Raw genomic sequence first — 16539 nt, forward strand, 5'->3', positions numbered from 1 at the left:
GAGCAACACCAAAGACAACAGCAAGTGCACGAATGACATGCGCGCCACGTGCCCAAGCGGTACGTGGCGCGTGTGGTAAGGAGAGTCTTTTGAGTCATCCGCATCCTGAACTCGGCACCCCGCCGAAGCTCCCGAAGGGCGGCCTGCGGGTCACGCCCCTCGGCGGCCTCGGCGAAATCGGCCGCAACATGACGGTCTTCGAGTACGGCGGCCGCCTGCTCATCGTCGACTGCGGCGTCCTCTTCCCCGAAGAGGAGCAGCCGGGAATCGACCTGATCCTTCCGGACTTCACCACCATCCGGGACCGTCTCGACGACATCGAGGGCATCGTCCTCACGCACGGACACGAGGACCACATCGGTGGTGTCCCGTATCTGCTGCGATTGAAGCCGGACATCCCGCTCATCGGCTCCAAGCTGACCCTCGCGCTCATCGAGGCCAAGCTCCAGGAGCACCGCATCCGCCCGTACACCCTTGAGGTCAAGGAGGGGCAGCGCGAGCGCATCGGAGTCTTCGACTGCGAGTTCATCGCGGTCAACCACTCCATCCCGGACGCTCTCGCGGTCGCCATCCGCACACCTGCGGGCATGGCGGTCGCCACCGGCGACTTCAAGATGGACCAGCTGCCGCTGGACGGCCGGCTCACCGACCTGCACGCCTTCGCCCGGCTGAGCGAGGAAGGCATCGACCTTCTGCTCTCCGACTCGACGAACGCGGAGGTGCCCGGCTTCGTACCGCCCGAGCGGGACATCCAGAACGTGCTGCGCACGGTCTTCGCCAATGCGCAGAAGCGCATCATCGTGGCGAGCTTCGCCAGTCACGTGCACCGCATCCAGCAGATCCTCGACACGGCGCACGAGTACGGCCGCAGGGTCGCCTTCGTCGGACGTTCGATGGTCCGGAACATGGGTATCGCCCGTGACCTGGGCTATCTGAAGGTTCCCGCGGGCCTGGTCGTCGACGTCAAGACGCTCGACGACCTGCCGGACGACGAGGTGGTGCTCGTCTGCACGGGTTCGCAGGGCGAGCCGATGGCGGCCCTGTCCCGGATGGCCAACCGTGACCACCAGATCCGCATCGTGCAGGGTGACACCGTCATCCTGGCCTCGTCGCTGATCCCGGGTAACGAGAACGCGGTCTACCGCGTGATCAACGGTCTGACCCGCTGGGGCGCCAACGTCGTCCACAAGGGCAACGCCAAGGTGCACGTCTCCGGTCACGCCTCGGCCGGCGAGCTGTTGTACTTCTACAACATCTGCAAGCCGAAGAACCTGATGCCGGTCCACGGCGAATGGCGCCACCTCAGGGCCAATGCCGAGCTCGGCGCCCTCACCGGCGTTCCGAAGGACCACATCGTGATCGCCGAGGACGGCGTGGTCGTCGACCTGATCGACGGCAAGGCCAAGATCGTCGGCAAGGTCCAGGCCGGCTATGTGTACGTCGACGGCCTCTCGGTCGGCGATGTCACCGAGACCTCGCTCAAGGACCGCCGCATCCTCGGCGACGAGGGCATCATCTCGGTCTTCATCGTGGTGGACAGCTCCTCCGGCAAGATCGTGGGCGGCCCCCACTTCCAGGCCCGGGGCTCCGGCATCGACGACTCGGCGTTCAGCGCGGTCGTACCGAAGGTCGAAGAGGCCCTCAACAAGTCGGCGCAGGACGGCGTCATGGAGCCGCACCAGCTCCAGCAGCTCGTCCGTCGCACGGTGGGCAAGTGGGTCTCCGACACCTACCGCCGGCGCCCGATGATCCTTCCCGTCGTCGTCGAGGTCTGACCCTCGACAGGCGCGAACTCCGGAGCGGGGCCCCCGATTTGCATCGGGGCGCCCCGCTCCAGTACGTTTACGTCTCCACCCCGCCGGGAACCACCGCGCACACGTGTGCGCCGTGATCCCGAGGGTGGAAATTCCGACTCAGAACTTCTGATAACGTCGGATCCGCCGAAAGGCAAGGCCACTTCAACGGCCATCAGAATTCAAATTCGGACCGGAAACGGTACGCACGGGTTCTGGTAAGGTTGAAACCGCTGGAAAGGGAAAGCGCGAAAGCGAAGAACTGGAAAGTGAAATGCGAAACCCGCTTCGACCGGGAATCGGACACGAAAGAGTCTGATAGAGTCGGAAACGCAAGACCGAAGGGAAGCGCCCGGAGGAAAGCCCCAGAAAATGTTCTGAGGGTGAGTACGAAGGAAGCGTCCGTTCCTTGAGAACTCAACAGCGTGCCAAAAGTCAACGCCAGATATGTTGATACCCCGACCTGCTTCGGCAGGTTCGAGGTTCCTTTGAAAGTCCTAACAAGTCTTCGGGCTTGGTAGGCAATGCACACAGCGAGGACATAGCGAACGGCCGGTCATATTCCGACTTGGTCGTTCCGCTCTCGTGGTGTCTACCCGATTACGGGAAAACATTCACGGAGAGTTTGATCCTGGCTCAGGACGAACGCTGGCGGCGTGCTTAACACATGCAAGTCGAACGATGAAGCCTTTCGGGGTGGATTAGTGGCGAACGGGTGAGTAACACGTGGGCAATCTGCCCTTCACTCTGGGACAAGCCCTGGAAACGGGGTCTAATACCGGATAACACTTTCCCTCTCATGGGGGAAGGTTAAAAGCTCCGGCGGTGAAGGATGAGCCCGCGGCCTATCAGCTAGTTGGTGGGGTAATGGCCTACCAAGGCGACGACGGGTAGCCGGCCTGAGAGGGCGACCGGCCACACTGGGACTGAGACACGGCCCAGACTCCTACGGGAGGCAGCAGTGGGGAATATTGCACAATGGGCGAAAGCCTGATGCAGCGACGCCGCGTGAGGGATGACGGCCTTCGGGTTGTAAACCTCTTTCAGCAGGGAAGAAGCGAAAGTGACGGTACCTGCAGAAGAAGCGCCGGCTAACTACGTGCCAGCAGCCGCGGTAATACGTAGGGCGCAAGCGTTGTCCGGAATTATTGGGCGTAAAGAGCTCGTAGGCGGCTTGTTGCGTCGGTTGTGAAAGCCCGGGGCTTAACCCCGGGTCTGCAGTCGATACGGGCAGGCTAGAGTGTGGTAGGGGAGATCGGAATTCCTGGTGTAGCGGTGAAATGCGCAGATATCAGGAGGAACACCGGTGGCGAAGGCGGATCTCTGGGCCATTACTGACGCTGAGGAGCGAAAGCGTGGGGAGCGAACAGGATTAGATACCCTGGTAGTCCACGCCGTAAACGTTGGGAACTAGGTGTTGGCGACATTCCACGTCGTCGGTGCCGCAGCTAACGCATTAAGTTCCCCGCCTGGGGAGTACGGCCGCAAGGCTAAAACTCAAAGGAATTGACGGGGGCCCGCACAAGCAGCGGAGCATGTGGCTTAATTCGACGCAACGCGAAGAACCTTACCAAGGCTTGACATCGCCCGGAAAGCCGTAGAGATACGGCCCCCCTTGTGGTCGGGTGACAGGTGGTGCATGGCTGTCGTCAGCTCGTGTCGTGAGATGTTGGGTTAAGTCCCGCAACGAGCGCAACCCTTGTTCTGTGTTGCCAGCATGCCCTTCGGGGTGATGGGGACTCACAGGAGACTGCCGGGGTCAACTCGGAGGAAGGTGGGGACGACGTCAAGTCATCATGCCCCTTATGTCTTGGGCTGCACACGTGCTACAATGGCCGGTACAATGAGCTGCGATGCCGCGAGGCGGAGCGAATCTCAAAAAGCCGGTCTCAGTTCGGATTGGGGTCTGCAACTCGACCCCATGAAGTCGGAGTTGCTAGTAATCGCAGATCAGCATTGCTGCGGTGAATACGTTCCCGGGCCTTGTACACACCGCCCGTCACGTCACGAAAGTCGGTAACACCCGAAGCCGGTGGCCCAACCCCTTGTGGGAGGGAGCTGTCGAAGGTGGGACTGGCGATTGGGACGAAGTCGTAACAAGGTAGCCGTACCGGAAGGTGCGGCTGGATCACCTCCTTTCTAAGGAGCATCTAGATTCCGCAAGGAATCCAGAGCCACTACGCCGGCAAATGTTCGGCGGTGGTTAGCTCATGGGTGGAACGTTGACTATTCGGCACGACAGGTTGTTTTCACTAGTACTGCTTCGGCGTGGAACGTGAGGGTGATCGGTCGGGTCGGGCACGCTGTTGGGTATCTGAAGGTACGGCCGTCATGGTCGTCCTTCGGTTGCCGGCCCCAGTGAACTCGCCTGTAAGGGTGGGGTGATGGGTGGCTGGTCGTTGTTTGAGAACTGCACAGTGGACGCGAGCATCTGTGGCCAAGTTTTTAAGGGCGCACGGTGGATGCCTTGGCACCAGGAACCGATGAAGGACGTGGGAGGCCACGATAGTCCCCGGGGAGCTGTCAACCAAGCTTTGATCCGGGGGTTTCCGAATGGGGAAACCCGGCAGTCGTCATGGGCTGTCACCCGCTGCTGAACACATAGGCAGTGTGGAGGGAACGAGGGGAAGTGAAACATCTCAGTACCCTCAGGAAGAGAAAACAACCGTGATTCCGGGAGTAGTGGCGAGCGAAACTGGATCAGGCCAAACCGTATGCGTGTGATACCCGGCAGGGGTTGCGCATGCGGGGTTGTGGGATCTCTTTTTCATGGTCTGCCGGCCGTGAGACGAGTCAGAAACCGTTGATGTAGGCGAAGGACATGCGAAAGGTCCGGCGTAGAGGGTAAGACCCCCGTAGCTGAAACATTAACGGCTCGTTTAAGAGACACCCAAGTAGCACGGGGCCCGAGAAATCCCGTGTGAATCTGGCGGGACCACCCGTTAAGCCTAAATATTCCCTGGTGACCGATAGCGGATAGTACCGTGAGGGAATGGTGAAAAGTACCGCGGGAGCGGAGTGAAATAGTACCTGAAACCGTGTGCCTACAAGCCGTGGGAGCGTCGCTGTATGTGCTTGCACATGCAGTCGTGACTGCGTGCCTTTTGAAGAATGAGCCTGCGAGTTTGCGGTGTGTTGCGAGGTTAACCCGTGTGGGGAAGCCGTAGCGAAAGCGAGTCCGAATAGGGCGATTTAGTAGCGCGCTCAAGACCCGAAGCGGAGTGATCTAGCCATGGGCAGGTTGAAGCGGAGGTAAGACTTCGTGGAGGACCGAACCCACCAGGGTTGAAAACCTGGGGGATGACCTGTGGTTAGGGGTGAAAGGCCAATCAAACTCCGTGATAGCTGGTTCTCCCCGAAATGCATTTAGGTGCAGCGTCGTGTGTTTCTTGCCGGAGGTAGAGCACTGGATAGGCGATGGGCCCTACCGGGTTACTGACCTTAGCCAAACTCCGAATGCCGGTAAGTGAGAGCACGGCAGTGAGACTGTGGGGGATAAGCTCCATGGTCGAGAGGGAAACAGCCCAGAGCATCGACTAAGGCCCCTAAGCGTACGCTAAGTGGGAAAGGATGTGGAGTCGCAGAGACAACCAGGAGGTTGGCTTAGAAGCAGCCACCCTTGAAAGAGTGCGTAATAGCTCACTGGTCAAGTGATTCCGCGCCGACAATGTAGCGGGGCTCAAGCGTACCGCCGAAGTCGTGTCATTCCAGCATGTACCCCCAACGGGGGCTGGGATGGGTAGGGGAGCGTCGTGTGCCGGGTGAAGCAGCCGCGGAAGCGAGTTGTGGACGGTTCACGAGTGAGAATGCAGGCATGAGTAGCGATACACACGTGAGAAACGTGTGCGCCGATTGACTAAGGGTTCCTGGGTCAAGCTGATCTGCCCAGGGTAAGTCGGGACCTAAGGCGAGGCCGACAGGCGTAGTCGATGGACAACCGGTTGATATTCCGGTACCCGCTTTGAAACGCCCAATACTGAATCAGGCGATGCTAAGTCCGTGAAGCCGGCCCGATCTCTTCGGAGTTGAGGGTAGTGGTGGAGCCGACGAACCAGACTTGTACTAGGTAAGCGATGGGGTGACGCAGGAAGGTAGTCCAGCCCGGGCGGTGGTAGTCCCGGGGTAAGGGTGTAGGCCGTGTGGTAGGTAAATCCGTCACACATTAAGGCTGAGACCTGATGCCGAGCCGATTGTGGTGAAGTGGATGATCCTATGCTGTCGAGAAAAGCCTCTAGCGAGTTTCATGGCGGCCCGTACCCTAAACCGACTCAGGTGGTCAGGTAGAGAATACCGAGGCGTTCGGGTGAACTATGGTTAAGGAACTCGGCAAAATGCCCCCGTAACTTCGGGAGAAGGGGGGCCATCACTGGTGATCCGATTTACTCGGTGAGCTGGGGGTGGCCGCAGAGACCAGCGAGAAGCGACTGTTTACTAAAAACACAGGTCCGTGCGAAGCCGTAAGGCGATGTATACGGACTGACGCCTGCCCGGTGCTGGAACGTTAAGGGGACCGGTTAGCTGACTTTCGGGTCGGCGAAGCTGAGAACTTAAGCGCCAGTAAACGGCGGTGGTAACTATAACCATCCTAAGGTAGCGAAATTCCTTGTCGGGTAAGTTCCGACCTGCACGAATGGCGTAACGACTTCTCGACTGTCTCAACCATAGGCCCGGTGAAATTGCACTACGAGTAAAGATGCTCGTTTCGCGCAGCAGGACGGAAAGACCCCGGGACCTTTACTATAGTTTGATATTGGTGTTCGGTTCGGCTTGTGTAGGATAGGTGGGAGACTTTGAAGCGGCCACGCCAGTGGTTGTGGAGTCGTCGTTGAAATACCACTCTGGTCGTGCTGGATGTCTAACCTGGGTCCGTGATCCGGATCAGGGACAGTGTCTGATGGGTAGTTTAACTGGGGCGGTTGCCTCCTAAAGAGTAACGGAGGCGCCCAAAGGTTCCCTCAGCCTGGTTGGCAATCAGGTGTTGAGTGTAAGTGCACAAGGGAGCTTGACTGTGAGACCGACGGGTCGAGCAGGGACGAAAGTCGGGACTAGTGATCCGGCAGTGGCTTGTGGAAGCGCTGTCGCTCAACGGATAAAAGGTACCCCGGGGATAACAGGCTGATCTTCCCCAAGAGTCCATATCGACGGGATGGTTTGGCACCTCGATGTCGGCTCGTCGCATCCTGGGGCTGGAGTCGGTCCCAAGGGTTGGGCTGTTCGCCCATTAAAGCGGTACGCGAGCTGGGTTTAGAACGTCGTGAGACAGTTCGGTCCCTATCCGCTGTGCGCGTAGGAATATTGAGAAGGGCTGTCCCTAGTACGAGAGGACCGGGACGGACGAACCTCTGGTGTGCCAGTTGTCCTGCCAAGGGCATGGCTGGTTGGCTACGTTCGGAAAGGATAACCGCTGAAAGCATCTAAGCGGGAAGCCTGCTTCGAGATGAGTATTCCCACCCTCTTGAAGGGTTAAGGCTCCCAGTAGACGACTGGGTTGATAGGCCAGATGTGGAAGCCCGGTAACGGGTGGAGCTGACTGGTACTAATAGGCCGAGGGCTTGTCCTCAGTTGCTCGCGTCCACTGTGTTAGTTCTGAAATAACGAACGGCCGTGTTTATTTCCGGTGTTGGTTAATTTCATAGTGTTTCGGTGGTCATTGCGTTAGGGAAACGCCCGGTTACATTCCGAACCCGGAAGCTAAGCCTTTCAGCGCCGATGGTACTGCAGGGGGGACCCTGTGGGAGAGTAGGACGCCGCCGAACTCCTTTTGAATAGTTAAGCCCCGTGCCCTTGTGGCACGGGGCTTTTCTGCGTTCCGGACCCGTTCGCCGGCGCACCGTCAGGGGGGAACGCGTCGCTCGTGCCGAGGGGCGGCGGCTTCGGAACGCCCCTGGTGGGCGGGTCCGTGACGGTGCGACAGGCGGTTTTGCACACCCCCTGGTTCAGGGTATGCTTTAGCTCGTTGCCGCAGGGCAGCAAGGCCCCAATAGCTCAGTCGGTAGAGCGTCTCCATGGTAAGGAGAAGGTCTGCGGTTCGATTCCGCATTGGGGCTCGTACAGACGAAAGGCCCCCGCCATACGGCGGGGGCCTTTCGCGTGTCCGGAGTCGTTCTGAGCGGGGCCCGGTCGGCAGGGGCTACGGAGCGGCCTGCGGCTCGGGGACACGCATCGCGAGAATGGCCATGTCGTCCGAGGCCGGCTCGGCGGCAAATCGCTCCACGGCCCGAAGGATGCGCGCGGCCACCGCCCCGGCGGTCAGGCCCGTGCAGTTGGCCAGCACGTCCGCGAGGCCGTCGTCGCCGAGCATGCGGGCGCCTTCCCGGCGTTCGGTGACACCGTCGGTCACACACAGCAGGACGTCGCCCGGGTCGAGCGTCACCGTCTGCTCGTACAGCTCCAGGTCCTCGATGACACCCAGCAGCGGCTGCGGATCCGCCGCCGCCTCGACCGAGCCGTCCTGGCGCAGGCGCAGCGGCAACGGGTGGCCGGCACAGACCACCTTCAGAAGGGCGCTGCCGTCCTCCTGTGGCCACAACTCTCCGTACAGCAGGGTCAGGAAGCGACTGCGGGCTCCCTCGTCGAGGATGGCGGCGTTGAGCCGCTCCAGGACGGCGGGGCCGCCGAAGCCCTCGCGGGCGAGCAGGCGCAGGGCGTGCCGGGCCAGGCCTGTCACGGCCGCGGCCTCCGGGCCCGTACCGCAGACGTCGCCGATGGCGAAGCCGTAGGCACCGTCACGGATCGGGAAGACGTCGTAGAAGTCGCCGCCCACCTCGTTGCCCTCACCGGCTGCCCGGTAGATGACCTCGATCTCGACGTTGGGGACGTCGGGAAGGCCCGGGGGCAGCAGGCTGCGCTGCAGGGACTGGCTGATCGCCATGCGCTCCGAGTAGAGGCGGGCGTTGTCCAGGGCGAGGGCCGCGCGGCGGGAGAGGTCCTCGGCCAGTTCCAGGATCTCCTGTCGGAAGTGGTCGTCGGACGGCTTGCCGAGCGTCAGCATGCCGATGACCCGGTTGCGGGCGACAAGGGGAAGGACCACGGTCTCGCCGCCGACCGCGGCCGCGGTGGCGAGCGTCGTACGGATGCCCGCGCCGAGCGCGCCGGGGTCACCGAGGCCGATGCTGCGCATCGAGGTGCGCAGGGCCGCCTCATGGGCGGCCTCGGACGGTGCGGACCAGACACGGGCACCCGGCGTCGGCACCGGGTCGGGCGGGGAGATCTTGGAGAGCAGGGCCTTGAGGCCGTCGATGAGCTCCTCGTCCTCGTGCAGGACGTACGAGAGGTACGGGTCCGAGGACTGGTCGGCGATCGTGTAGACGGCGCACCACGTGGCCAGGGTGGGGACGGTCATCTGCGCCATCAGCGCCAGTGTCTGGTCCCGGTCGAGCGTGCCGGCCAGCAGGTCGGACGCCTCGACGAGGAAGGAGAGCGAGCCGCGGCGCAGCCGTTCCAGCTCTCCCAGGCGGGCGGACTCGACGGCCAGGGCGATGCGGTCGGCGGCGAACTGGAGGCGCAGGGCCTCCTCGTTGGAGTACCGGCCGGCGGCTTCGGCCGCGACGCCGAGGGAGCCGGTGAGCCGGCCCTCGACCTTCAGGGGGACCGTGACCACCGAGCGCATGCCCGTGTCGCTGAGCAGCGGGACGGCGCCGGGTACCGCGTCGAGATCCTCGTGCACGGCGGGCATGCGGGCGGAACCGTACCGTCCCGTGCCGGCCTCGACGGGAACGCGGGCGAAGCGCTGGCGGGCGGAGGGCAGGCCGGTCGTGGCCCGTACCTCCAGTTCGGTCTCGTCGTCCGTCGCCAGCAGCAGGAAGGCCGCGTCGGCGTCGAGCATGTCGCGGGCCCGCTCGACGGTGCGCTGGAGCAGTCCGTCGAGGTCGTCGGGGGCGGGGGAGCCGATGAAGACCTCGAAGGGGTCCGTCGTGCGGCTCTCCGTGTTCGCGTCGGAGACCGGAGTGCGTACCGGCGACTGGAGCACGGCCCGCTCGTAGTCGCGCACCAGCAGGCACACCGTCGAGGGCTCGCCCTCGGTGTCCCGCACGCGCAGATGGGAGCCGTAGACCTGGATCGTGCGGCCGTCGGCGGCCCGGATGCCGTAGCTGCCCTCCCAGCGCGAGAGGCGCAGCGCGTCGGCGATGCCGGTGTTGGTGCCCGGCGTCTGTGGCCAGGCGGTGAAGTCGGTGAACTGTTTGCCGGTGACCTGTTCCGCCGTGTGCCCGAACAGGTACGAGGCGTCGTCGTTCCACGCCGCGATGGAGCCCGTGCTGTCGATCTGGACGACGGCGACCCTGACCCGTTCGTCGGTGACGGGGAGCAGACCGACGGGGAGCAGCGGACCCGCGGAGCGGATGCCCACCGGACGGTCGGGGAGATCGAGCTGGAACCAGACGTGTTTGTGTGCCGGGGAGTACTCGACCCCCCAGCGGGAAGCGAGCGCCGCGCACAGGAGGAGGCCGCGGCCGCCCTCCCGGTCGGGGCTGCCGAAGTCCAGCCCGGTGGACTGGAGCGGGATCTCGCGTTCCGGATAGTGGTCGGAGACCTCGACCCGGACACCGTCCTCCGTGCGCAGGCACAGCACGTCCGCTGTGGTGCCCGCGTGGACCACCGCGTTCGTGACGAGCTCGCTGGTGAGGACGACGGCGTCGTCGACGACGTCGGTGTACCCCCACCCCTGGAGGGTGTCCCGGACGAAGGCGCGGGCCGTCGCGACGGAACGCCCCACCGGGTCGAAGGTGGCAGCCGCGCGCGCCGTGATCACAGCACTCCCCATATGGTGTCTCGTCGCTTCCCCGAGTCCTGTGCCCGTTTCTCGCCGCTTCGATTCGCCTGCCAGGCTAGACGCTCCGTGCAGGTGCCGGATACACGAGGGCCGGGTTCGGGCAGGGACGGGCAGGAACAGGCCTGTGACCGGACAAGTGTGGGCTTCCCCTCGGAGGGATGTGGGACAACCATGGGAGGTTCCACCCCGACCTGTTCCGGCCTGGTACGTTTCAACGATTTGACGTCCGCATGGTCACCCGTCGACGGTGGGCTGTGGCGGTGAGTCCCAGAGGATCTGGGCAAGCTCTCGGACAAGGCCCGAGCGATTCGGTCAACCCCTGCGGGAGGGACACGGTGGAGTCTGACGTGGCGGCGCGGGGATCAGGTACGCGCAGTAAAGGCGGACAGTCCGTGAAGAAGCAGCGCAATGGAACCGTCGAAGTCGACGCCGCGGCACTCAACAGACTGCTGTCCGGTCTGGTGGCCATGCGTGACGGGAACTTCCGCCGGCGGGTGACCGTGTCCGGTGACGGTGTCATGGCGGAGCTCGCGGCGGTCTTCAACGAGGTCGCCGACCGCAACGTGCATCTCACGGGTGAGCTCGCGCGTGTGCGGCGCGTGGTCGGCCGGGAGGGCAAGCTCACCGAGCGGCTGGAGACGGGGGCCTGCGAGGGCTCCTGGGCCGCCGCGATCGACGCGTCCAACGAACTGGTCGATGATCTCGCGCGTCCTGTCTCGGAGGTCGGACGCGTGCTGTCGGCGGTGGCCGACGGTGACCTCGAGCAGCGGATGGAGCTGCGTTCGCATACGGCGGACGAGACGGTACGGCCGCTGCGCGGCGAGTTCCTGAAGGTCGCGCGTACGGTCAACAACCTCGTCGACCAGCTGTCGGCGTTCACCGAGCAGGTGACGCGGGTCGCGGTCGAGGTGGGCACCGAGGGCAAGCTGGGCGGCCAGGCCCAGGTGCGCGGGATGTCCGGGTCCTGGAAGGACCTGACGGACTCCGTGAACACCATGGCGTACCGGCTGACCGCGCAGGTGCGCGACATCGCCCTGGTGACGACGGCGGTGGCCAAGGGTGATCTGTCGCGGAAGGTCACCGTCCACGTGGCCGGCGAGATGGCTCAGCTCAAGAACACCGTGAACACGATGGTCGACCAGTTGTCCTCGTTCTCCTCGGAGGTGACCCGCGTCGCCCGCGAGGTGGGTACCGAGGGTGAGCTGGGCGGGCAGGCGACGGTTCCGGGTGTGGCCGGGGTGTGGAAGGACCTCACGGACTCCGTCAACACGATGGCCGGAAACCTCACCTCCCAGGTGCGCGGCATCGCGGAGGTGACGACGGCGGTCGCCAACGGTGACCTGTCGCAGAAGGTCCGGGTGAGCGCGCGCGGCGAGGTCGCGCAGCTCGCCGAGACGATCAACCAGATGACGGAGACGCTGCGGACCTTCGCGGACGAGGTCACACGCGTGGCCAGCGAGGTCGGTGGCGAGGGTCTGCTCGGCGGCCAGGCGCAGGTGCCGGGTGCCGCGGGCACCTGGAAGGACCTCACCGACTCGGTGAACACCGTCTTCCGCAACCTGACGACCCAGGTGCGGGACATCGCGCAGGTGACGACGGCGGTCGCCAGCGGTGACATGACGCAGAAGGTCACCGTCGACGTGGCCGGCGAGATGCTGGAACTGAAGAACACCGTCAACACGATGGTCGACCAGCTTCAGTCGTTCGGTTCGGAAGTGACCCGGGTGGCCCGGGAGGTCGGCGTCGAGGGCCGGCTGGGCGGCCAGGCCGAGGTGCCGGGCGCGGCGGGTACGTGGAAGGACCTCACGGACTCCGTCAATACGGCGTTCCGGAACCTGACGGGTCAGGTGCGTGACATCGCGCAGGTGACGACGGCGGTCGCCAACGGCGACCTGTCGCAGAAGGTCACGGTCGATGTGGCCGGCGAGATGCTGGAGCTGAAGAACACCGTCAACACGATGGTCGCGCAGTTGTCCTCCTTCGCCGACCAGGTGACGCGCATGGCGCGGGACGTGGGCACGGAGGGCCGCCTCGGCGGTCAGGCACGGGTCGACGGCGTCTCCGGTACGTGGAAGGAGCTCACCGACTCCGTCAACTTCATGGCGGGGAACCTGACCTCCCAGGTGCGCCAGATCGCGCAGGTGACCACTGCGGTGGCGCGGGGTGACCTGTCGCAGAAGATCGACGTGGACGCGCGCGGCGAGATCCTGGAGCTGAAGAACACCATCAACACGATGGTCGACCAGTTGTCCGCCTTCGCCGAGCAGGTGACCCGGGTGGCGCGCGAGGTGGGCACGGACGGGCGTCTCGGCGGTCAGGCCCAGGTGCCCGGCGTGGCCGGTGTGTGGCGCGATCTGACCGACTCGGTGAACGGCATGGCGGGGAACCTCACCGCTCAGGTCCGTAACATCGCCCAGGTCGCCACGGCGGTGGCGCGGGGTGACCTGTCGCAGAAGATCGACGTGGACGCGCGCGGCGAGATCCTGGAGCTGAAGAACACCCTCAACACGATGGTCGACCAGCTCTCGAACTTCGCGGAGCAGGTGACCCGGGTCGCGCGTGAGGTGGGTACGGAGGGCATTCTCGGTGGTCAGGCCGAGGTGCAGGGGGTGTCCGGTACGTGGAAGGACCTCACCCAGTCCGTCAACGGCATGGCGAACAACCTGACCCTCCAGGTCCGCAACATCGCCGAGGTCACCACCGCGGTCGCCAACGGTGATCTCTCCAAGAAGATCACCGTCGACGCCAAGGGCGAGATCCTCGAACTGGTGACGACCGTCAACACGATGGTCGACCAGCTGATGAACTTCGGTGACGAGGTGACGCGGGTCGCCCGGGAGGTGGGCACCGAGGGCATCCTCGGCGGCCAGGCCCGGGTGCGCGGTGCGACGGGCATCTGGAAGGACCTCAGCGAGAACGTCAACCTGATGGCCAACAACCTGACCAGTCAGGTGCGGAACATCTCCCGGGTCTCGTCCGCGGTCGCCAACGGGGACCTGACGAAGAAGGTCACGGTCGAGGCGCGCGGCGAGGTCGCCGAGCTGGCCGACACCGTCAACACGATGGTGACGACCCTGTCCTCGTTCGCCGACGAGGTGACCCGGGTGGCCCGCGAGGTGGGCACGGAGGGCGAGCTGGGCGGCCAGGCGCGCGTCCCCGGGGTCTCCGGTACGTGGAAGGACCTCACGGAGTCCGTGAACTCGATGGCGTCCAACCTGACCGGGCAGGTGCGCCAGATCGCCACCGTCACCACGGCCATCGCGAAGGGCGATCTCACCAAGAAGATCGATATTGACGCGCGCGGCGAGATCCTGGAGCTGAAGAACACCATCAACACGATGGTCGACCAGCTGTCCTCGTTCGCCGAGCAGGTGACCCGGGTGGCCCGCGAGGTGGGAACCGAGGGGCAGCTGGGCGGCCAGGCGCGGGTCAGGGACGTGGACGGCACCTGGCGCGACCTCACGGAGTCCGTGAACGAGATGGCCGGGAACCTGACCCGTCAGGTGCGTGCCATCGCGGCCGTCGCCACCGCGGTGACCCGCGGCGATCTCAATCTCAAGATCGATGTGGATGCCGCGGGCGAGATCCAGGCCCTGCAGGACAACATCAACACGATGATCGCCAACCTGCGCGACACGACAGCCACCAACAAGGAGCAGGACTGGCTCAAGGGCAACCTCGCGCGGATCTCCGGCCTGATGCAGGGCCGGCGCGATCTGGACGACGTGGCCTCGCTGATCATGAGTGAGCTAACGCCCGTCGTCTCCGCGCAGCACGGTGCCTTCTTCCTCGCGATGGCGACCGGGGAAACCGACGCGCTGGGCGCGGAGGGCGACAGGGAGGGTGCCTACGAGCTCCGCATGCGCGGCAGCTACGGCTATTCGGCGGGTTCCATGCCGACGTCCTTCCGGCCCGGCGAGACGCTCATCGGCACGGCGGCCGAGGAGAAGCGGACGATCCAGGTGGACAACGTGCCGCCGGGGTACCTGAAGATCTCCTCCGGTCTGGGTGAGGCGCCTCCCGCGCATGTCATCGTGCTGCCGGTGCTCTTCGAGGGGAAGGTCCTCGGGGTGATCGAACTGGCCTCCTTCCAGCCGTTCACCCACATCCAGCGGGACTTCCTCAACCAACTCGCCGAGATGATCGCGACCAGTGTCAACACGATCAGCGTCAACACCACGACGGAGAAACTGCTGGAGCAGTCGCAGGAGCTCACCGAGCAATTGCGTGACCGGTCGCAGGAGTTGGAGAACCGGCAGAAGGCGCTCCAGGCGTCCAATGCCGAACTGGAGGAGAAGGCCGAGCTGCTGGCCCAGCAGAACCGCGACATCGAGGTCAAGAACACCGAGATCGAGGAGGCGCGCCAGGTCCTGGAGGAACGCGCCGAACAGCTCGCTGTCTCCATGCGGTACAAGTCGGAGTTCCTGGCGAACATGTCCCACGAGCTGCGGACACCGCTCAACTCGCTGCTCATTCTGGCCAAACTCCTGGCGGACAACGCCGAGGGCAACCTGTCGCCGAAGCAGGTGGAATTCGCCGAGACGATCCACGGGGCGGGTTCCGATCTGCTCCAGCTGATCAACGACATCCTCGATCTGTCGAAGGTCGAGGCGGGCAAGATGGACGTCAGTCCGACCCGGATCGCGCTGGTTCAGCTGGTCGATTACGTGGAGGCGACGTTCCGGCCGCTCACCGCGGAAAAGGGGCTGGATTTCTCCGTACGGGTGTCGCCGGAACTTCCGGCCACGCTGCACACCGACGAACAGCGGCTGCTGCAGGTGCTGCGCAATCTGCTCTCCAACGCGGTGAAGTTCACCGACAGCGGCGCCGTCGAGCTGGTGATCCGGCACGCGGGTGCCGAGGTGCCGAACGCCATCCGTGAGCAGTTGCTGGAAGCCGGTTCGCTGCGGGACGCCGACGCCGATCTGATCGCCTTCTCGGTGACCGACACCGGTATCGGGATCGCGTCCAGCAAGATGCTGGTGATCTTCGAGGCGTTCAAGCAGGCGGACGGGACGACCAGCCGCAAGTACGGCGGTACCGGCCTGGGTCTCTCCATCAGCCGGGAGATCGCCCGGCTGCTGGGCGGCGAGATCCATGCGGCGAGCGAGCCGGGCCGCGGCTCGACGTTCACGCTGTACCTGCCGCTGCACCCGAGCGAACTCCCGCCGCAGGGCTACCCGCAGATCGGCCCCGGGCCCATCGAGGTGCACGGCGCGGCGGTCGAGAGCGGCCGGCTGCCCGAGGCGGGGCAGGGCCACGGACCCGGCTTCCAGACCTTCGGGGAGGCCTCAGGGGTGCCGGGCAACGCGTACGACCAGGGTGGCGCGGCAGGGCTGTCCAGGCGTCGGCGCAAGGCGCTGGGCGGGACGCAGCAGCAGCCCGCACTGCCGCCCCGGGCCTCCTCCTCCATGGAGCGGCCGGCTCCGCAGGAGCCGTGGACGCTCGGCGGCCAGGAGGAGCCCGAGGTCCGCAGGACGTTCCGGTTCGGTGGCGAGAAGGTACTGATCGTCGATGACGACATCCGTAACGTCTTCGCGCTCACCAGCGTGCTGGAGCAGCACGGCCTTTCGGTGCTGTACGCGGAGAACGGGCGTGAGGGGATCGAAGTCCTGGAGCAGCACGACGATGTGACGGTCGTGCTGATGGACATCATGATGCCGGAGATGGACGGATACGCGACGACCTCGGCGATCCGCAGGATGCCGCAGTTCGCCGGTCTGCCGATCATCGCGTTGACGGCGAAGGCGATGAAGGGCGACCGCGAGAAGGCCATCGAATCCGGCGCATCCGACTACGTCACCAAGCCGGTCGATTCCGATCATCTTCTCTCGGTAATGGAGCAGTGGATGCGCGGAGAGTGATCGTGAGTTGAGCGAATCGATCGTGATGTGTTGACTCGCCGTGTCGGAAGGAGTGTGGGAACGCGGATTTCGGGGAACCTTCTGGTCTCTCGCCGCGTTTTCCCTGTGTGCA

At 64.3% G+C, this 16539-nt stretch carries 3 protein-coding genes, 1 tRNA gene and 3 rRNA genes; 6 read left to right on the top strand and 1 reads right to left on the bottom strand.

Going from position 1 to position 16539, the window contains the following annotated elements; translation table 11 throughout:
* Positions 1-89: 89 nt before the first annotated feature.
* From OG446_RS28575 to OG446_RS28595, 5 genes are all read left to right on the top strand, one after another.
* Complete coding sequence (locus OG446_RS28575) at positions 90-1775, top strand: ribonuclease J (RefSeq protein ID WP_328896700.1); 1686 nt, start codon at positions 90-92, stop codon at positions 1773-1775.
* Positions 1776-2406: 631 nt separating this feature from the next.
* Positions 2407-3932, top strand: a 16S ribosomal RNA gene (locus OG446_RS28580).
* 296 nt (positions 3933-4228) lie between these two features.
* Positions 4229-7353, top strand: a 23S ribosomal RNA gene (locus OG446_RS28585).
* A gap of 79 nt (positions 7354-7432) precedes the next feature.
* Positions 7433-7549: ribosomal RNA gene (gene rrf, locus OG446_RS28590) — 5S ribosomal RNA — on the top strand.
* Together the 16S, 23S and 5S rRNA genes with 1 tRNA gene alongside form the textbook arrangement of a ribosomal RNA operon.
* Positions 7550-7767: 218 nt before the next feature.
* Positions 7768-7840, top strand: a tRNA-Thr gene (locus OG446_RS28595).
* 83 nt (positions 7841-7923) lie between these two features.
* On the opposite strand, the gene OG446_RS28600 is transcribed toward OG446_RS28595, so the two are convergent.
* A complete protein-coding gene (locus OG446_RS28600; RefSeq protein WP_328896701.1) occupies positions 7924-10554 on the bottom strand; it encodes a SpoIIE family protein phosphatase in 2631 nt (876 codons plus the stop codon).
* 401 nt (positions 10555-10955) lie between these two features.
* Between OG446_RS28600 and OG446_RS28605 the strand changes: the two genes are divergently transcribed.
* Positions 10956-16427, top strand: coding sequence for a HAMP domain-containing protein (locus tag OG446_RS28605; RefSeq protein ID WP_328896702.1), 5472 nt, complete (start codon positions 10956-10958; stop codon positions 16425-16427).
* Positions 16428-16539 lie beyond the last annotated feature (112 nt).

It is taken from the genome of Streptomyces sp. NBC_00236, from assembly GCF_036195045.1.
Classification (GTDB): domain Bacteria; phylum Actinomycetota; class Actinomycetes; order Streptomycetales; family Streptomycetaceae; genus Streptomyces.